General features: G+C 67.2%; 18 protein-coding genes. 6 read left to right on the top strand and 12 right to left on the bottom strand.

What is annotated here, in order from left to right; translation table 11 throughout:
- Positions 1–3 precede the first annotated feature (3 nt).
- From AUL30_RS07495 to AUL30_RS07485, 3 genes are all read right to left on the bottom strand, one after another.
- The gene (locus tag AUL30_RS07495) at positions 4–423 is read right to left on the bottom strand and encodes a proton-translocating transhydrogenase family protein (RefSeq protein ID WP_062227376.1); all 420 of its coding nucleotides are present in this window, start codon (positions 421–423) and stop codon (positions 4–6) included.
- A complete protein-coding gene (locus AUL30_RS07490; protein ID WP_062227256.1) occupies positions 423–1568 on the bottom strand; it encodes a Re/Si-specific NAD(P)(+) transhydrogenase subunit alpha in 1146 nt (381 codons plus the stop codon). Before AUL30_RS07490 ends, AUL30_RS07495 begins: the two co-directional genes overlap by 1 nt.
- A gap of 61 nt (positions 1569–1629) precedes the next feature.
- Complete coding sequence (locus AUL30_RS07485) at positions 1630–1854, bottom strand: aa3-type cytochrome c oxidase subunit IV (protein ID WP_062227255.1); 225 nt, start codon at positions 1852–1854, stop codon at positions 1630–1632.
- 156 nt (positions 1855–2010) lie between these two features.
- Between AUL30_RS07485 and fae the strand changes: the two genes are divergently transcribed.
- On the top strand, positions 2011–2556 hold the full coding sequence (gene fae, locus AUL30_RS07480; protein WP_062227375.1) for a formaldehyde-activating enzyme: 546 nt from the start codon (positions 2011–2013) through the stop codon (positions 2554–2556).
- Between the two features lie 60 nt (positions 2557–2616).
- Here fae and AUL30_RS07475 read toward each other — a convergent pair whose 3' ends face one another.
- The gene (locus AUL30_RS07475) at positions 2617–3180 is read right to left on the bottom strand and encodes a type 1 glutamine amidotransferase domain-containing protein (protein WP_062227374.1); all 564 of its coding nucleotides are present in this window, start codon (positions 3178–3180) and stop codon (positions 2617–2619) included.
- Between the two features lie 86 nt (positions 3181–3266).
- On the bottom strand, positions 3267–3797 hold the full coding sequence (locus AUL30_RS07470; protein WP_192843032.1) for a regulatory protein RecX: 531 nt from the start codon (positions 3795–3797) through the stop codon (positions 3267–3269).
- A 123-nt stretch (positions 3798–3920) separates the two neighbouring features.
- On the opposite strand from AUL30_RS07470, the gene AUL30_RS07465 reads away from it, so the two are divergent.
- Positions 3921–4700 carry a gamma-glutamyl-gamma-aminobutyrate hydrolase family protein gene (locus AUL30_RS07465; RefSeq protein ID WP_062227253.1) on the top strand — a complete coding sequence of 260 codons (780 nt, stop codon included), beginning with the start codon at positions 3921–3923 and terminating at the stop codon, positions 4698–4700.
- Here AUL30_RS07465 and AUL30_RS07460 read toward each other — a convergent pair.
- From AUL30_RS07460 to AUL30_RS07445, 4 genes are all read right to left on the bottom strand, one after another.
- Positions 4674–5723, bottom strand: coding sequence for a nickel/cobalt transporter (locus AUL30_RS07460; protein ID WP_062227252.1), 1050 nt, complete (start codon positions 5721–5723; stop codon positions 4674–4676). The two genes, AUL30_RS07465 and AUL30_RS07460, sit on opposite strands and share 27 nt — an antisense overlap.
- Positions 5711–6397, bottom strand: coding sequence for a DUF1007 family protein (locus AUL30_RS07455; RefSeq protein WP_083507751.1), 687 nt, complete (start codon positions 6395–6397; stop codon positions 5711–5713). Before AUL30_RS07455 ends, AUL30_RS07460 begins: the two co-directional genes overlap by 13 nt.
- Before the next feature lie 75 nt (positions 6398–6472).
- Complete coding sequence (locus AUL30_RS07450) at positions 6473–6976, bottom strand: L,D-transpeptidase (protein ID WP_083507750.1); 504 nt, start codon at positions 6974–6976, stop codon at positions 6473–6475.
- Between the two features lie 42 nt (positions 6977–7018).
- Positions 7019–7939, bottom strand: a complete 921-nt coding sequence (locus tag AUL30_RS07445) for a LysR family transcriptional regulator (RefSeq protein ID WP_062227251.1) — start codon at positions 7937–7939, stop codon at positions 7019–7021.
- Positions 7940–8490: 551 nt separating this feature from the next.
- On the opposite strand from AUL30_RS07445, the gene odc2 reads away from it, so the two are divergent.
- A complete protein-coding gene (gene odc2, locus AUL30_RS07440; protein WP_062227250.1) occupies positions 8491–9624 on the top strand; it encodes an ornithine/lysine decarboxylase in 1134 nt (377 codons plus the stop codon).
- Between the two features lie 139 nt (positions 9625–9763).
- Positions 9764–10333 (top strand): GNAT family N-acetyltransferase, encoded by a 570-nt coding sequence (locus AUL30_RS07435; RefSeq protein WP_062227249.1) that lies wholly within the window; start codon positions 9764–9766, stop codon positions 10331–10333.
- 226 nt (positions 10334–10559) lie between these two features.
- Here AUL30_RS07435 and guaB read toward each other — a convergent pair whose 3' ends face one another.
- Both guaB and AUL30_RS07425 read right to left on the bottom strand, forming a co-directional pair.
- Complete coding sequence (guaB, locus tag AUL30_RS07430) at positions 10560–12062, bottom strand: IMP dehydrogenase (RefSeq protein ID WP_062227248.1); 1503 nt, start codon at positions 12060–12062, stop codon at positions 10560–10562.
- A 141-nt stretch (positions 12063–12203) separates the two neighbouring features.
- Positions 12204–13274, bottom strand: a complete 1071-nt coding sequence (locus tag AUL30_RS07425) for an MBL fold metallo-hydrolase (RefSeq protein ID WP_062227247.1) — start codon at positions 13272–13274, stop codon at positions 12204–12206.
- A 150-nt stretch (positions 13275–13424) separates the two neighbouring features.
- On the opposite strand from AUL30_RS07425, the gene AUL30_RS07420 reads away from it, so the two are divergent.
- The gene (locus AUL30_RS07420) at positions 13425–14810 is read left to right on the top strand and encodes an MFS transporter (protein ID WP_062227246.1); all 1386 of its coding nucleotides are present in this window, start codon (positions 13425–13427) and stop codon (positions 14808–14810) included.
- 4 nt (positions 14811–14814) lie between these two features.
- On the opposite strand, the gene AUL30_RS07415 is transcribed toward AUL30_RS07420, so the two are convergent.
- The gene (locus AUL30_RS07415) at positions 14815–16959 is read right to left on the bottom strand and encodes a heavy metal translocating P-type ATPase (protein ID WP_202814484.1); all 2145 of its coding nucleotides are present in this window, start codon (positions 16957–16959) and stop codon (positions 14815–14817) included.
- A 69-nt stretch (positions 16960–17028) separates the two neighbouring features.
- Here AUL30_RS07415 and AUL30_RS07410 point away from each other — a divergent pair, with 69 nt between their 5' ends.
- A complete protein-coding gene (locus AUL30_RS07410) occupies positions 17029–17454 on the top strand; it encodes a MerR family transcriptional regulator (RefSeq protein ID WP_062227245.1) in 426 nt (141 codons plus the stop codon).
- The last annotated feature ends 6 nt before the right edge of the window (positions 17455–17460 follow it).

Genomic DNA, 17460 nt, shown 5'->3' with positions numbered 1-17460 from the left:
GGCTTACTTCTCTTTTTTCTTGTACATGGCCAGCATCCGCTGGGTGACGAGGAAGCCGCCGAAGATGTTGACCGACGCCAGGACAAGGCCGACGAAGCCGAACGTCGTGGCGATGCCGGAGGCGGAGATGCCGACGGTCAGGAGCGCACCCACGATGATGACCGAGGAGATGGCGTTGGTCACGCTCATGAGCGGGGTGTGAAGGGCCGGCGTGACCGACCAGACCACATAGTAGCCCACGAAGATCGCCAGCACGAAGATGGCGAGGTGGAAGACGAAGGGGTCCACGCCCACCGCCGTCTCCATGGCCCGCGCCACGCCGTCGCCGGCGGCGATGCGGTCGAGCCCCGCGCGGGCGGCTTCGATTGCCCCCTGCGCGGCGTCGAGCGCCTGATGTGTCGTTACAACGTCCTGGCTGGCCATCATGCGGCCTCCCCTTGCCCGGTCGGTTTGAACTGCGGATGCACCACGGCGCCGTCATGCGTCAGCGCCGTCGCCTTCTGCAGCTCGTCCTCGAGGTTGATCCGCAGTGCCTTGGCGTCCTTGTCGACCAGCGTTTCCACGAAGGCCGACAGGTTCTTGGCGTAGAGGAGCGAGGCGGTCGCCGCGATGCGGCCGGCCACGTTCAAATAGCCGACCACCCGTGCAGGGCCGACATCGGCGACGCTGCCGGGCACCGCGCCCTCGACATTGCCGCCGCGCTCGACGGCCAGATCCACCAGGACGGAGCCCGGCTTCATGGTCTCGATCATCTGGCGCGTGACGAGCCGCGGCGCGGGACGGCCGGGGATGAGCGCCGTGGTGATGACGATGTCCTGCTTGGCAATATGGCTGGCCGTCAGGTCTGCCTGCTTGGCCTGGTACTCCGCCGACATCTGCTTGGCGTAGCCGCCGGCCGTCTCGGCGGCGCGGAATTCCTCGTCCTCGACGGCGATGAACTTGGCGCCGAGCGATTCCACCTGTTCCTTGGCCGCCGGGCGCACGTCGGTGGCGCTCACCACCGCGCCAAGCCGGCGGGCCGTGGCGATGGCCTGCAGCCCGGCCACGCCCGCGCCCATCACGAAGACACGCGCAGCGGGCACCGTTCCGGCGGCGGTCATCATCATCGGGAAAGCACGGTCATAGACGGCAGCGGCGTCGATCACTGCCTGGTATCCGGCAAGGTTGGCCTGGCTGGACAGGACATCCATGACTTGCGCGCGCGTGATGCGCGGCATGAGTTCCATGGAAAAGCTCGTCAGCCCGGCCTGCGCCATGGCGGCGAGCGCGGCATCCTGACCGTAGGGATCCATCACCGCCACGACGACGGCGCCCCTGCGATAGGTCGCGATCTCGGACGCTTCCGGCCGGCGGACCTTCAGGATCACGTCCGCCGCGGCGGCATCGCCGGCTGCGCCGATCGTGGCGCCGGCCGCTTCGAAAGCGGCGTCGGGGATGCGCGAGCCGTCGCCGGCGCCGGCCTCCACCACCACGTCGAAGCCGAGCGAGGCGAGTTTCTTGACACTGTCGGGCGAGGCCGCGACCCGCGGCTCGTCCGCCGCGATTTCCCTGGCGACGAAGAGTTTCATGTGCGTATGGGTCCCCCTCACCCGGCGCAGCGCGAACGGGCGGCCTTGTTGGGCAGTGCGATCAGCGCAGGATGTAGGTCAGAACGGCGCCCGACGCGACGAAGGCGAAGAGCCCGCCGAAGACGCCCCAATTGCCGATGAGGCTTGCCAGCATGCCGACGAGGATGGCGACGACAGCGATGGTGCCGTACTTCACCAGCCAGACGAAGCCGTCATAGGTCTTCTCGTGCTCGGCATAATCCATGGGCGCGGATGTGATGGCCTCATTGGAATGGTTGTTCGCCATCGGGCTCCCCTTCGATACGAAAACGTCAGTGGCACACTTACACGCATGCCCGGCCGCTCGGCAACGTCGAAGATGGCTTTTGGAAGGCGGTCGCGCTTGCCGTGTGCAATCGGCCATGCTCTTGCTGGCGCGGGCACATTCATGAAGGATGATCTGATGTCGAAACCCTTCTTCAAGGTGGGCGAAGCCACCGTCTTTGCGGCGGAAGGGCAGTATACGGACGCCATGCCGGAGGTGCTGATCGGCACCGTCGACGGGCCGGCCGGGCAGGCCTTCGCCGCCATGATGGGGCAGGTCCAGGGGCATACGCGCATGTTCGTGGTGCGTGACTGCAACCAACTCGTGCGCCCGCCCACCATGATGACCACCAAGGCGACCATCAAGAACAGCGCCTATGTGGAGCTTTTGGGTGGCGTCGTGCAGGCCGCCATCGGCGATGCGATCCTCGACTGCGTCATCGACGGGACCCTCCCGCGCGAGGGGTTGGACGCACTCTGCATGATCGTCATGGTCTGGCTCGATCCGCGCTGCGCCACGCATGCGGAACTCGACCGGAAAGACCTCTACCGCACCAATTACGAGGCGACGAAGCTCGCCATTGCGCGGGCCTTGTCCGATGAGCCGACCATCGAGACGCTCATCGCCAATCGTCACACTGTCCGCCACTACGCACTGGAAGACGTCTTCGAGCCGGAGGCTTGACGAGAAAAAAGCGGGAGCGTCCGGTGGACGCTCCCGCTCGATGTCGGTCCTGCAGCCCGATCAGGCCGCTTCGCGCTTCTCGTGGCGGCCTTCCTCGACCTCCTCGATGATCTTGGCGATGAAGTTCGGCAGATCGCCCGGGTTGCGGGAGGTGATCAGCGCCTGGTCCGTCACCACCGATTCGTCGTGCCATTTGCCGCCGGCATTGACGACGTCGGTCTTGATCGATTCGTAGGAGGTGACGTCCCGTCCGGAAATCACGCCCGCCTCGATCAGGAGCCAGGGCGCATGGCAGATGGCCGCCAGCGTCTTCTTGGTGTTGTAGAAATCATGCACGAAGCGCACGGCCTCGGGCTTGGTGCGCAAGACATCCGGGTTGATCTGGCCGCCCGGAAGCACCAGCGCGTCATACTGGTCGACGCTCACCTGCGAGAGGGTCTTGTCCACCGGAACGCTCTCTCCCCAGTCCGTCTCGTCCCAGCCCTTGATCTCTCCGGCTTCCAGCGACACGACATCGACGGTGGCGCCGGCTTCGCGCAGCTTGGTCAAGGGCTCCATCAGTTCCGACTGCTCGAAACCATCGGTTGCAAGAATTGCGATACGTGCCTGACGAATGTTCGGCATGGTCATGCTCCAAACCTGTTGTGGATTTGGAAGGGGAATGACGCCGGCCGCCCAACCGTTCCGGACCGATTGACGCAGGGGCGAAGTCAGGCGTCTTCGGCCGGCTCCCCATCCCCTTCCACGACGCGGCGCGCAACCCCGCCGGGAAAGCCCGCGCGCATCATGGCGGCGATGTCACGATCGTGGCGGGCCTGCCGGTCCTTCCGGCGGAATGGGCCGAGCCCCCGGCGCCGCGCATAGCGCAGGGCGGCAGCCGCCTCGTCATGCCCTTCGCGTTCCATGGCGGCAGCGGCCGTCTCGTCGTCCACGCCTTTTTCCATCAGCTTGCCGCGGATCGCCAGCGCAGAGGCGCCACGCCGCTTCAGGGCGGACACGCGCAGCTCGGCAAATTGCGCATCGTCGACCAGGCGGGCCGCGCACAATCGGTCTGCAAGGCTTTCCGCCAGCATCCGATGCGCGGCATCGTCCAGCCCACGGCGGTGCAGCTTGCGGCGCAGCACCCGGACGAGATTGGCCCGGCTGGTCGGATAGCGGTCGATATAGGACAGGGCGGCCCGTTGCAGCCACTGGACCGTCTGCGGCTCGATATCGCCTTGCGCGTCAACATCCATGCTCATCGCCGCTCCCATAGCGCGGAAGGTGGGGCGCGGCAAAGCCGCCATGCCGCTGACCCTTCCCGCCAGGATCATGTTTCGTCTATCCTGCCTCGCATCCTCACAGCCTGACCGGAAAAGCCCACCATGCCATCCCGCCGCCCGCTCATCGCCGTTCCCGCCGATATCAGGGTTTTCGAGAACTACCACTGGCATGCGACGCCCGACACCTACCTCAAAGCGGCCAGTGCCGTCGCCGGCGTGGTTCCGCTGATCGTGCCGGCGCTGGACGCGCTGCTCGACCCGTCCGACGTGCTCGACCGTGTCGATGGGGTCATGACGACGGGGTCGGCCACCAACGTGCACCCTGCCCGCTACGGCGTGGCGGCCAGCGCGCGGCACGAGCCCTTCGACCCGGCGCGGGACGGCCTGTCCACCGCCCTGATCTGCGGCGCGCTCGCGCGGGACCTGCCGCTCCTTGCCATATGCCGCGGCCATCAGGAGTTGAACGTCGCGCTGGGCGGCAGCCTGGCGACCGAGGTGCAGGACGAGCCCGGCCGGATGGACCACCGCGCGCCGACCGATCCCGATCAGGCCGCGCGCTTCGCGCTCCGGCACATGGTGGAGCTTGTCCCGGACGGGCAGTTGCGCGGCATCGTCGGTACCGACGCCATCCGCGTCAATTCGCTCCACCGGCAGGCGATCGATAGGCTGGCCGACGGGCTTGCGGTCGAAGCGCGTGCGCCGGACGGCACCATAGAGGCGGTCCGCGTGCGGGCCGCCCGGCAGTTCGCCTTCGGTTTCCAGTGGCACCCGGAATATTGGGCGACAAGCGACGCGCCGTCCCGCAGCATCTTCACGGCCTTCGGAGATGCCTGCCGCGCCCGGATGGACAGCGCCTCACGCCTGGAGTGCGCCGCCGAGTAAGAGAAGCCCGAACAGGAGGAACAGGAGCGCACCGGCAACCTCCAGAAGCTGCCCGACGAAAGCCGAGCGGCCGGAAAAGCGCATGGCGAAGCCCTTGGCATAGACCGACAGCGCCGCCAGAACCGATATGGTGATCGCCGTGCCGAAGGCCATGGCGAGGACGGACAAGCCGCCCGCCAGCCACAGCCCGTTCACGAAAGAGAAGGTCAGGACGACGATGGCCCCGGCGCAGGGCCGCAGCCCGATCGCCAGCGCGGTGGCGACCGCCGCTCCGATGCCCAGTTGCGGGGCGCTCAACCGGGCCGGGTCGGGCATATGCGCGCGGCCGCAGTCGCAGGCCGCTTCGTCTTCGGTACAGGCACCGTCGGGCAGCCCCTCGGCGCGGAAGCCGGATGCGCCAGTGGCAGCGGGGCTGCTCGAAAAGCGCCCGGCGGGGGCGAAGGCAAGTTGCCCGGAGCGTTCCGGCAGGCGCAGCGTGCGGCCCAGGGCAACGAGCTTGCGCACCAGGAGCCAGGCCCCGAAGGCGGCAATCAGCGCATAGGATGCCAGCTCCATGATCGAGCCGACGCGCGTCATGCTGATTGCGGTGCCACGCAGGAGGTACCATCCGGCGCCGACCAGCAGCAACGCGCTGGCTGCCTGGAACCCCGCCGCAAGAAACGACAGGGCGATGCCACGCCGCAACTGGACCTTGTTGGCCAGGATGTAGGAGGACACGACCGCCTTGCCATGGCCTGGGCCGGCGGCGTGAAACACCCCGTAGACAAAGGACAGGCCGACCAGGAAACCGAACCCGCCACCGCCGCTGCGCATGTCGATGAGCGCGTGGCGCAGGGCGGTGAAGAACTCCCGCTGCACGCCTGCAATCCACAGGAACAGACCCGCGAGCGGGCCACTGCCTGGCTGCATCGTCACCTCTGCGGTTCCGATGCCGAGCGAGGACTGCGCCTGTGCCGCGCCCGCCAGAGCCAAAATGAAGGCGACACAAGCGGCAGACCGCGCCATAGGGCTCAAGGACGGCATGTCACATCCACATGGGTCGCCAGGGCCTTGGAATAGTCAATGCCGTCATCAGGCACCTTCTGGTCCGGCCGTAACATGGAAATCTGCGCCATCCAGTTGGTGGCGGCCTCGTCCGGGTCCGGCACGGTGAAGGCACGGCTGCAGCTTTGCGGCAGGTCCAGAAGGGCGAAGTCCGTTTCGTCGGCATAGTCGAAGGCCACGAAGAAACTGTCGTCGAAGGTGGAGAAGGTCACGGCCTCCTTCGCCAGATCGACCGGTTCGGCCGGCTTCATCTCGAAAAACAGGAGGAGCTGGTCCTTCTGGTACAGGGCGCGGATCCTGTCGGGCGGGGTCATGCGGACGGGGCGGCCCGATATGGTGATGAGCGTATAGTAATCCCATTCGCCAATGGACTGGCGGACCGTTTCGCCGACTTTCGCCAGTTCCTCTGGATCCAGCACGCCATTGGCGTTCTTGTCGAAATCGAACAGGACGCTGGAGGAAAAGAGCTCGTCCATCCGCCAGATGTTGCGGATGGCCTTCAGCTGCGTCCCCGCGCCGCCGCCGACGATCTCCATCTTCGCATCGACGAAGACATGGGGATGCGCCTCTGCGCGCTGCGCCAGGACAGATGCCAGTATGACTATGCCTGCCGTCAGGCCTCTGCGCATGGGAAGCCCTCGCTTGGTCGCCATGGCACGGCCTGAGACACGAGAATGGCGAATTTGCGGAAATGACCCCGTGCGTTCAGGCGAAACGCGCGCGTGTGGTTACTTCAGAACGACGACCTCGGCGCCGACATGCACCCGCTCGAACAGATCCGCCACATCCTCGTTGCGCATGCGGAAGCAGCCGGCCGACGCCGCGCCACCGATGGAGTTGGGGGCGTTCGTGCCATGGATGCGGTAATAGCCCCAGCCGAGATTGAGCGCCCGCGTGCCGAGCGGGTTCTTGGGCCCGGGCCCGACGGATGCGGGGAGCGCGGGGTTGCGGGCGCGCATGTCGGGGGTGGGCGTCCAGGTCGGGTTCATGCGCTTGCGCGAAACATAGCTGCGCCCGAACCACTGCTCGCTCGGCTTGCCGACGGCGATGTCGTAGACGAGCGCCTCGTCCTGGCCGGTGACGAGATAGAGTTTGCGCTGCGCCGTCTTCACCACGATCGTGCCGGGCTCATACGGATCGTCGAAGCGGATCGCCCGATGATCGGGGGCTGCGGTGGCCAGCCCCACGGGAAACAGCGCCAGACTGAGTATCGCCAGAAGAAGACGCCGCATCGGCCGATCCCGCCCCGCATGTTGCCATGGGGTCGGAAAGCTTCACGCCTGCTCGCCCCGTTTCAGGGCGCAATTCTGACGGAACCAGGTTGCCAGAAAGTCAACGAAAAGGCGTGTGCGGGCCGGCAGATGCCGGCGGTGCGGAAAGACCGCGTAGATCCCGGCCCCGTCGGGCATGTAGTCGTCCAGCATGCGGACCAGCCGGCCGGCGCGGATATCCTCCCGCACGATGAATTCGGGGCCGAGCGCCGCCCCGAGCCCCGCCAGCATGGCGGCGCGCACCGTGACGGGCGAATTGGCAGTGAACTGCCCGGACACGTTCACTGGCAGAGCCTGGCCGGACACCGGATCGCGGAAGATCCAGTTGTAGAGCGTGCGCCCGTTCGTATCGATCACGGCCGGCCAGCCGGTCAGGTCCTGCGGATGTTTCGGCATGCCATAGCGTGCCACCAGTTCGGGCGTGGCGCAGACGACGAATTCGAGCTCCGTCAGCCGGCGGGCGATCAGGGCCGAATCGTCGAGCCGCGTCATGCGGATGGCGACATCGAAGCCTTCCTCGACCAGGTTGACGAAATTGTCGTCCAGATGGACGTCCAGCCGGATCTCCGGGTGTTCCTTGGCAAAGGCGACCAGCGACAGGCCAAACTCGGCATCGCCGAAGGTCCGCGCGGCGCTGATGCGCAGCGTTCCGCGCGCCTGCCCCGTGGTGGCGCGGGCTTCCTCGCTAAGCGCGTCGAGATCGGCCAGGAGCGTCGAGGCGCGGGCCAGATACATCTCTCCGGCGGCGGTCAGCGCAATCTGCCGCGTGGTGCGGTTGATCAGGAGAACGCCGAGCTCGTCTTCCAGCTCGCGCACGTATTTCGACAGGAGCGCCTTGGAGCGGCCCGTCTTGCGCGAGGCTGCCGAAAAGCCGCCATTCTCGACCACGGCGATGAAGGCGCGCATCCGTGTCAGCGTATCCAAACGTTCCCCCCTGCACGGCCGGAACCGTTGCGAAAGCCTTCTGACCCGGTGCTCCAACCATGCAGGCAAGGCTCGCGCAAGATAAAATCGGTGCGGGCGGATTTTTCCTGTTGTGTATGACGGCGTGCTTTCATATATCCGCCTTGCCCTATGTCGCACGTGCCTGTGGGCGTCCCCCGGTCCTCAAATGCGAGGGTAGCCGGGACGGTACCTGGAGAGATGATCTCCAGTCGGTTTCGCTGCTGGTGAAATCGTGGACGCCTTGAAGCAACGACGGTTCGGGCCTTTCTGGTCTCTCCCGGTCTCCACCACCGGGATTACTGAAGAGGCACACCATCATTGCCTGAAGTGCGGCGGGTTCGCTCCCTCCAAGCCATGGCAGACAACTCGGCGTCGATCGTCCTCAACCATGCTCGCATGGCGTACGAAATCGCGTCGAAGCACATGTCGCGTTTCGCGGCGAACCGGTCGAACAGGGTCTCCACAGGCTGTTCATCCGTTTTGCTCGCGTGCGCTCCTATTCAACCTTTCGGTTCTTGGGAGAGCTTCCTATGGCAACGCAGCGTATCACCGACTTCCTCGCCACCCGACGTCCCAACGGTCCCTGCCTGATCGTGGACCTGGACGTCGTACGCGACAATTTCGACGGCTTCCGCAAGGCCCTGCCGGATTCGGCCATTTTCTACGCGGTCAAGGCCAATCCGGCGCCGGAAATCCTGCGTCTCCTGGCCTCGCTCGGCTCCAATTTCGATTGCGCCTCCGTGGCCGAAATCGAGATGGCGCTGAATGCCGGCGCCTCGGCCGACCGCGTCTCCTATGGCAACACCATCAAGAAGGAGCGTGACATCGCCGCCGCCCATACGCTCGGCGTGTCGCTCTTTGCCGTGGATTGCGTGGAAGAGGTGGAAAAGATCGCGCGCGCCGCACCAGGCGCCCGGGTGTTCTGCCGTGTCCTGACGGATGGCGCCGGCGCCGAATGGCCGCTGTCGCGCAAGTTCGGCTGCGTTCCCGCCATGGCGATCGACGTTCTGGAGGCGGCCCATCGGCTCGGACTGGTCGCCACCGGCGTATCCTTCCATGTCGGCTCGCAGCAGACCGATACCAATGCCTGGGACGGCGCCCTCGCCGATGCGGCCCATGTGTTCCGCACGCTGGCCGAGCGTGGCATCGTGCTGACGCTCGTCAACATGGGCGGCGGCTTCCCGACCCGCTACCTGAAGGACGTGCCGACGGCCAAGGCCTATGGCCAGGCCATCTTTGCGGCGCTGCGCCGGCATTTCGGCAACCGCCTGCCCGAAACGATCATCGAGCCGGGCCGCGGCATGGTCGGCGATGCGGGCGTCATCAAGGCCGAGGTGGTCCTGGTATCGCGCAAGTCCGCCACGGACGAAAACCGCTGGGTCTTCCTGGACATCGGCAAGTTCGGCGGCCTCGCCGAGACGATGGACGAGGCCATCCGCTATCCCATCGTGACCGCGCGTGACGGCGACCGCAAGGAGCCCTGCGTGCTGGCCGGGCCGACCTGCGACAGCGCCGACGTCATGTACGAGAAGGTCCCCTACCCGCTGCCGATCACGCTGACGGTCGGTGACGAGGTCCTGATCGAGGGAACGGGCGCCTACACGACGACCTACGCCTCGGTCGCCTTCAACGGCTTCGAGCCGCTGCGCGCCTACATCATCTGACGGCGGCGGGCCCGCGCCCGCCCCACTTTCATCTTTCACCGCAGCACGTTGCCGGCGCGCATAGCTCCGGCAGTTGGTGCGCGTCTTCGGCTTCGCGCGCCTTACACAGGCGGACGCGATGCGTCGGAAAGGTCCTGCCATGTCCATTGCCGTTCGTTCCGAACTGTCCGATCTCGAGCCCGCCGCCTTCGACCTGCGCGCCGAACAGCTCGAGGATGTTGCCGCGCGTGAGGCGCTCCTGGATCTTGCCATGGGCCCGGGCCGCACGCGCAAGGCATCGGAAGCCATCCGCCGCGGCCGCAACCCGGCGGAGGGCCTGTCGCTCGTGGCCGTGGATCAGGACGGACACCTGGTGGGCACGGTCCGGCTCTGGCACGTCGATGCCGGCGGGCGCGAGGCGCTGCTGCTCGGCCCCCTGGCGGTATTGCCCACGCATGCGGGCCTCGGTCTCGGCTCCGCGCTGATGCGCCAGGCGATCGCCCTTTCCGCACAGCGCCATCACGGCGCGATCCTGCTGGTCGGGGATGCGCCCTATTACGAGCGCTTCGGGTTCCATGCGGGCCGCACCGGCGCCCTTGCCATGCCCGGCCCCTTCGAAAAGCACCGCCTTCTGGCGCTGGAACTCAAGCCCGGCGCGCTCGATGGGGCTCAAGGCACGATCCGCGGCACGGGCCGCCGACGCGCCGCCCCGCAGACCCGCGCCGCCTGACGGGCTCGAAGCTGGCCGGCGCAACCGCTTTCGGCGTCAATCGCTGATTATTGCGATATGATCGGGGGCACCGTCGAACGCCCAGAGCGACCTGGACATTGCCCCCGACGAACGGCGCGGCCGCTGCACGGCGCGTTCTAAGCCATCCGCGCATGTGCGCCGGCCGCGCGCGACCCTCGTTCACCGCCCGTTGAAGCGGGCCGGTGTGGCCGGCCCGCCGTAGCCTCTACATGCCGCCCGGATAGTTCGGGCTTTCCCGTGTGATGGTCACGTCATGGGCGTGGCTTTCGCGCAGGCCGGCGGGAGAAATCCGCACGAAGGTGGCGTTGCTGCGGAAGTCATCCAGCGTCGCGGCGCCTGTATAGCCCATGGCCGCCCGCAGGCCCCCGGCAAGCTGGTGCAGCACCGCGCCGACGGGGCCCTTATAGGCGACCTGCCCTTCGATGCCTTCCGGCACGAGCTTGAGCGTGTCGCGCACTTCGGCCTGGAAGTAGCGGTCGGCCGATCCGCGCGCCATGGCGCCGACCGAACCCATGCCGCGATAGGCCTTGAAGCTGCGGCCCTGGTGCAGATAGATCTCGCCCGGGCTTTCCTCCGTCCCGGCGAGCAGGGAGCCGACCATGGCCGCCGAGGCGCCGGCGGCCAGCGCCTTGGCAAGATCGCCGGAGAACTTGATTCCGCCATCGGCGATGATCGGCACATCGGCCTTGTCGGCCACCGCCACCGCATCCATGATGGCCGAAAGCTGCGGCACGCCGACGCCGGCCACGATGCGCGTGGTGCAGATGGAGCCGGGCCCGATCCCGACCTTCACCCCATCGGCGCCCGCATCGATCAGGGCCTGCGTTCCGGCCGGGGTGGCCACGTTGCCCGCAATCACCTGCACGCCGTTCGACATGCGCTTGATGCGGGTGACCGCGTCGAGCACACGCTGCGAATGGCCGTGGGCCGTGTCCACGACGATCAGGTCGACGCCGGCATCGATCAGCCGTTCGGCGCGCTCGAACCCGTCTTCGCCGACGCTCGTCGCGGCAGCGGCCAGAAGCCGCCCCTGCTCGTCCTTGGCGGCATTGGGGTTGAGCTGCGACTTCTCAATATCCTTGACCGTGATGAGCCCGATGCAATGGCCTTCGGCATCGACGACGAGGAGCTTCTCGATCCGGTGCTTGTGAAGGAGGCGCTTGGCCTCCTGCTGGTCGACATTCTCGCGCACCGTGACGAGGCTCTCGCGCGTCATCAGCTCGAAGATCTTCTGCCGGTCGTCGGAGGCGAAGCGCACGTCGCGATTGGTCAGGATGCCGACGAGCCGGCCCTTGGTCTGCCCGCCGCGGCCACCATTCTCCACCACGGGGATGCCCGATATCCTATGGGAGGACATCAGTGCGCGGGCATCGCCCAGCGTGGCGTCCGGCCCGATCGTCACCGGATTGACGACCATGCCGCTTTCGAACTTCTTGACCTGGCGGACTTCCTCGGCCTGTTCCGATGGGGTCAGATTGCGATGGATGACGCCGATGCCGCCGGCCTGCGCCATGGCGATGGCAAGCCGCGACTCCGTCACCGTATCCATGGCGGCGGACAGGATCGGGATGTTGAGCTTGAGCGTGCGGGTGATCCGCGTGCGGATATCCACCTGTCCGGGCATGACCTGCGAATGCGCAGGCTGCAACAGCACGTCGTCAAATGTGAGCGCGAGGGCGCCCGTCGCGGTTTCGATGATTTGGGCCATGCCAGTCCTTCCGGTAGCGGATACGGGGGCCCCGCCAAGGGCCGCGCCCGAATGAGGAATGACAAGGGCTGCTAGCATGGGCGGCTGGTTTAGGGAAGCCCTCGCGCAGGCTTTGCGCAAGGGCTTTGCGCGTGCCGCGCCTTACTGGCCGCCGGTGGCCGGCGGGTCGATCAGAAGGGCGTAGGTTTCCGGCACGAAGCGGAACGCCTCGCCATCCGCCTGGACATAGCCGAGGGCCGGGAATGGCAGGTGATAGCCGAGGAAGGGCACCTTTTCCTCCGCCAGCAGCTTGGCGTATCGGCGCCGCGTCGCGGCGGCCTTTTCCTTGTCCATATCGAAGCGGACATGCCAGTCGGGCTCCTGGAAGGATACGACGAACTGGCTGAAGACATCGCCCATCAGATAGAGACGCCGGCCGCCCGACCGCAGTTCGTAGGCGAAGTGCCCGGGCGTATGGCCAAACGCTTCCCGCGCGAAGAGGCCGGGCGCCACTTCGTCGCCATCCTCGGCCAGCGTCATGCGGCCTTCCATCGGCGTGACCTTGGCGCTCACCGCTTCGGCATTGCCGGCGCTCGGGCCGCTGCGCGCGGCGTCGGACGTCCAGAATTCGTATTCCTGCCGGCCGACGATCATATGGGCGTTGGGGAAAGCGGGCGCGTCGCCTTCCATCAGCCCGCCGATATGATCGCCATGCAGGTGGGTCAGCACCACCATCGTCACCCGGTCGGCCGCGATCCCGGCATCCTCCAGGCGCTGGCGCAGCATGCCGAGCCCGCCTTCGCGCCCGCCGGCTCCAAAGCCGGTATCGACGAGCACCGTCTCGTTGCCGGTGCGGATGACGACCGGCTGGAAGAAATTGACGAAGCTGGAGGTGGGCAGGAGATTGGCCTCCATCAGCGCCCCGACGGCTTCCGCGCTCTGGTCCTCGCCGAAGGTCGGGAAGGGGCCATCGCCCGGACGCACGCCGTCGAGCAGCACCGTCACCTCCGCCTCGCCCAGGCGGAAGCGCCGCCAGCCCGGCGTGACGGGTGCGTTGGCCGGCGCCGTGGCGGCCGGCGCGGCAGGCGCCGGGGCAGGCGCGGCCTGACCCGCCGGGGCGGCCTGCCCGTCCTGTGCCCGCGCAGCCGTGACCAGGGCTCCGGCTGCAGCGGTCCCCAGGGCGAACTTCAACGCGTTGCGGCGGCTGAGCCCGTTCTTCTGTCGCATCATCATCCTGCTCCTGGCTGGTCCGGTCTGTCGTTACCGGGGACATAGGAAGGAATCTGGACAAGTTTGCGGGTCGCACTCTTTTTCACGACAAATTTGTCGCGCCAGATGCAAATCGATAAGTTTGCCTGACAAAATCCGAAAAGTGTCTCAGCCGTGAAGCGTATCGTTCCCGTCGTGCTTGCGGTGGCCCTGTTCATGGAAAACATGGATTCGACGGTCATTGCGACGTCGCTTGCCACCATTGCCGAGGATATCGGCACCAACCCGATCGCGTTGAAGCTGGCTTTGACCAGCTACTACGTGGCGCTGGCGACGTTCATCCCGATTTCCGGCCGGATGGCGGACCGCTTCGGCGCGCGGCTGGTGTTCCAGTGCGCCATCGCCGTCTTCATGATGGGCTCGCTCGCCTGCGCCATGTCCAACTCCATCGAAGGCTTCGTGGCGGCACGCTTTCTGCAGGGCATGGGCGGCGCCATGATGACGCCCGTCGGCAGGCTGCTTCTGGTGCGCGCCACCGACAAGTCCGATCTCGTCACCGCCATGGCCTGGTTCTCCATCCCCGCCATGGTGGGCCCGCTGGTCGGCCCGCCGATCGGCGGGGCCATCTCCACCTATGCGGACTGGCGCTGGATATTCCTGATCAACATGCCGATCGGCATCATCGGCATTCTCCTGTCGCAGCGCGTCCTGCCTTATGTGGAGCCCATGCAGGAGATCCGCTTCGACTGGCGGGGCTTCGTCCTGTCGGGCCTGGCCTGTTCCGGGCTCGTCTTCGGCATGTCGATCATTTCGCTGCCGGCCTTGCCGCCGGTCTTCGGGCTCGTGCTGGCGGCCGGCGGCATCGCCTTCGCCATTCTCTATGTGCGCCATGCCCGCAACACGCCGGAGCCGCTCTTGCACCTGTCGCTCCTGCGCGTGCCGACATTGCGCGCTTCCATCACCGGCGGCGGCCTGTTCCGCATCGGCACCGGTGCCCTGCCCTTCCTTCTGCCATTGATGCTGCAGCTCGGCTTCGGCTACACGCCGTTCGAATCGGGCCTCGTCAGCGCCGCGACGGTGGGCGGCGCCATGGCCATGAAGGTTCTCGCCCGCCCCATCCTGCGGCGTTACGGCTTCCGCACGAGCCTCATCGCCACGGCGCTCCTGGGTGGCGCTTCGGTGGCCGTGATCGGTTTCTACCGCCCGGACATGACAATCGGCATCCTGCTCGCCCTTCTCCTGGTCGGCGGCTTCTTCCGTTCGCTCTTCTTCACCAGCACCAACGCGCTGGCCTTTGCCGACGTGCCGGCTGCCCGCGCGGGCGATGCCACGGCCATGCTGGCGGCCTTCCAGCAGGTGTCCATCGCGACGGGGGTCGCGCTTGCGGGCGGCATATTGGAAGCGGGGATCGTCATGCGCGGCGGCATCTCTCCCGTGCCGGACGATTTCACCGTCGCCTTTCTGGCGGCAGGCGCCGTCACCATGACGGCGCTCGTCTCCTTCCTGCGGCTGCCCTCCTCTGCCGGATCGGAAATCTCCGGACGTCACAAGCGGGCCTGAGGCCTCACCCGCCCCGCCAGCGTAAGAGCCGCATGGCATTGGCCGTCACGAGGACGGTGGCGCCCGTATCGGCCAGGATGGCCGGCCACAGGCCGGTGACGCCGGCGATGGTGGTGACCAGGAAGACCGCCTTCAGCCCCAGCGCCACGCCGATATTGACGTGGATGTTGCGCATCACGGCCCGCGACAGGGCGATGAGCTGCGCCACATCGCCGACGCGGCCATGCAGCACGGCCGCATCGGCCGTTTCGAGCGCCACATCGGTGCCGCCCCCCATGGCGATGCCGATATCGGCCGCCGCCAGCGCCGGCGCATCGTTGATGCCGTCGCCCACCACACCGACATGGCGGCCATTGCGCTGCGCCGCGCGCACGGCTTCCAGCTTGTCCTGCGGCATGAGCTCGGCTTTTACCGCGATGCCGAGCCCGCCGCCGATCGCCTGCGCCGTCCGGGCATGATCGCCCGTCAGCATGATCGTCTCGACGCCGAGCGCTTTCAGGTTTGCAAGGCCCTCCCGTGCATCCGGACGCGGCTCGTCGCGCAGGGCCAGAAGGCCGATTGCGCGCTCGCCCGCCATCAGGACCGAGACGGTCTTTCCGGCATCGTTCAGGCGGGAGGCTTCGCCCAGCGCGCTTTGGCTCAGAGCAGCCCGGGCCGCGCCGGCCCGCAGGGAGCCGAGGAAAAGCCGTTCCCCGCCAAGCCGCGCCTCGACCCCCTCGCCGGCAAGCGCCCGTGCATCCACGGCGGGCGGCACCGGCACGCCCTCCGCTGCCGCCGCATCGAGGACCGCCCGCGCGAAGGGATGGCTGGAGCCCGCTTCCAGGGCGGCCGCACGCGACAGGATGGCAGCCGGCTTGTGGCCTGCCAGCGGTACGATATCGGTGATGACGGGCCGGCCACGCGTCAGAGTGCCGGTCTTGTCGAAGGCGACGTAATCGAGCTTGCAGAGAGCTTCCAGAACCGCCCCGCCCTTCACCAGAAGACCGCGCCGCGCGCCCGTCGCCAGCCCGGCGGCAATGGCGGCGGGGGTGGAGATGACCAGCGCGCAGGGGCAGCCGATCAACAGGAGCGCCAGGCCGCGATACACCCAGACATCCCATGCGCCGCCGAAGACGAGCGGCGGCAGTACGGCGACGAGCGCGGCGATGCCGACGATGAACGGCGTGTAGATCCGCGCGAACCGGTCGATGAAGCGCGCCGTCGGTGCCTTGGACTCCTGCGCCTCTTCGACAAGCCGAACGATCCGCGCGATGGTGTTGTCGGCGGCCCGGCTGGTTGCCCGCATACGCAGCACGCCATCCGTGTTGATCGTGCCGGCAAAGACGGCGTCGCCAGGCCCTTTGCGGCGCGGAACGCTTTCGCCCGTGACGGGAGCCTCATCGATGGCGCCTACGCCATCGACGATGTCGCCATCGGCGGCGATCCGGTCGCCCGGCCGCACCAAGAGAATCATGCCGGGCACGACCCTGGCGGCGGGGATGGGTTGTGCCACGCCCTTCTCCTCCATCAGGGCGACATCCGGCACCAGGCCGGTCAACGCGCCGATGCTCTGGCGCGCGCGCCCAGCGGCAACGCCTTCCAGCATCTCGCCGATCAGGAACAGAAACACGACCGCGGCGGCTTCTTCCGTTGCGCCGATCAGGACCGCGCCCACGGCGGCGATGGTCATCAGGAGCTCGATCGAAAATGGCGAGCCCGTCCGCGCTGCGGCAAAGGCGCGGCCCGCCACGGGCACGAGGCCGACCAGCAGCGACAGGATCAGGGCGATCTCCTGCGCCTGCGGGAACATCCTGCCGATCCCATAGGCCACCGCCAGCGCGAGCCCGCAGGCGAGCGCCGGGCCGGCCCGCAGGCTCCAGGCTTGCGCCGCCTTTGCCGGTGGCCGTTCGGCGTCCTGCCTATCGGCCAGTTCGGCGCAAAAGCCCAGGGCGCGCACCTGCCGCATGACGGCAGCAGGCTCAATGCGCCCATCGTGCCGCAACGTCATGGTCTGCAGGGGCACCGATACCGCCGCCTCCACAAAGCCGGGCAGCCGGGCCATCGCATTCTCGACCTTCGCGGCGCAGGAGCCGCAATCCATGCCGGTCACCCTGAATTTCAACTCCGGGCAGGTTTCATCGTCGACGAATGGTTGTGCTTCCGAATGCATGTCCGCCGCTCCTTGTGATAGGCCGACAGTCTGCGTACATGCTCTAGTGACTGGAGGAGCAAGCGGAAAATGCGAGCAACGGCACGGGAAATCGGACAGGCCGCGCGTGAGAGCGGAGTGAAGGTTCCGACCATTCGCTATTATGAAGAGATCGGCCTCATGACCGCGCCGCCGCGCAGCGATGGCAACCGACGCCTGTATGACGATGGGCATGTGCGGCGCTTGCGCTTCATCCGCCATGCTCGCGAGCTCGGCTTCGACATCGGGCCGATCCGCGAGCTTCTGGCTCTGGCCGACCGTCCCGACCAGCCCTGCGCCGATGCCGATCGCATCGCCCGCAGCCACCTTGACGCGATCGACGACCGCATCGCCCGGCTGACGGCCCTGCGGGCCGAGATCGGCCGCATGACCGACTGCACCCATGATTCGATCGGGCAGTGCCGCGTCATCGAGGTCCTGGCCGATCACGACAAGTGCATGGCCGACGCGCATTGACGCGCC

Source organism: Aureimonas frigidaquae, assembly GCF_001463905.1.
In the GTDB taxonomy this organism is placed as follows: domain Bacteria; phylum Pseudomonadota; class Alphaproteobacteria; order Rhizobiales; family Rhizobiaceae; genus Aureimonas; species Aureimonas frigidaquae.
Note: the sequence above shows the minus strand (reverse complement) of the source record. Positions and strands in the feature narration are given on the sequence as shown.

Excerpts from the sequence above, each read along its gene's own strand:
- AUL30_RS07495 (WP_062227376.1), bottom strand. The coding sequence starts at position 423 with ATGGCCAGCCAGGACGTTGTAACGACACATCAGGCGCTCGACGCCGCG.
- AUL30_RS07490 (WP_062227256.1), bottom strand. The coding sequence starts at position 1,568 with ATGAAACTCTTCGTCGCCAGGGAAATCGCGGCGGACGAGCCGCGGGTC.
- AUL30_RS07485 (WP_062227255.1), bottom strand. The coding sequence starts at position 1,854 with ATGGCGAACAACCATTCCAATGAGGCCATCACATCCGCGCCCATGGAT.
- fae (WP_062227375.1), top strand. The coding sequence starts at position 2,011 with ATGTCGAAACCCTTCTTCAAGGTGGGCGAAGCCACCGTCTTTGCGGCG.
- AUL30_RS07475 (WP_062227374.1), bottom strand. The coding sequence starts at position 3,180 with ATGCCGAACATTCGTCAGGCACGTATCGCAATTCTTGCAACCGATGGT.
- AUL30_RS07470 (WP_192843032.1), bottom strand. The coding sequence starts at position 3,797 with ATGAGCATGGATGTTGACGCGCAAGGCGATATCGAGCCGCAGACGGTC.
- AUL30_RS07465 (WP_062227253.1), top strand. The coding sequence starts at position 3,921 with ATGCCATCCCGCCGCCCGCTCATCGCCGTTCCCGCCGATATCAGGGTT.
- AUL30_RS07460 (WP_062227252.1), bottom strand. The coding sequence starts at position 5,723 with ATGCCGTCCTTGAGCCCTATGGCGCGGTCTGCCGCTTGTGTCGCCTTC.
- AUL30_RS07455 (WP_083507751.1), bottom strand. The coding sequence starts at position 6,397 with ATGGCGACCAAGCGAGGGCTTCCCATGCGCAGAGGCCTGACGGCAGGC.
- AUL30_RS07450 (WP_083507750.1), bottom strand. The coding sequence starts at position 6,976 with ATGCGGCGTCTTCTTCTGGCGATACTCAGTCTGGCGCTGTTTCCCGTG.
- odc2 (WP_062227250.1), top strand. The coding sequence starts at position 8,491 with ATGGCAACGCAGCGTATCACCGACTTCCTCGCCACCCGACGTCCCAAC.
- AUL30_RS07435 (WP_062227249.1), top strand. The coding sequence starts at position 9,764 with ATGTCCATTGCCGTTCGTTCCGAACTGTCCGATCTCGAGCCCGCCGCC.
- guaB (WP_062227248.1), bottom strand. The coding sequence starts at position 12,062 with ATGGCCCAAATCATCGAAACCGCGACGGGCGCCCTCGCGCTCACATTT.
- AUL30_RS07425 (WP_062227247.1), bottom strand. The coding sequence starts at position 13,274 with ATGATGATGCGACAGAAGAACGGGCTCAGCCGCCGCAACGCGTTGAAG.
- AUL30_RS07415 (WP_202814484.1), bottom strand. The coding sequence starts at position 16,959 with ATGCATTCGGAAGCACAACCATTCGTCGACGATGAAACCTGCCCGGAG.
- AUL30_RS07410 (WP_062227245.1), top strand. The coding sequence starts at position 17,029 with ATGCGAGCAACGGCACGGGAAATCGGACAGGCCGCGCGTGAGAGCGGA.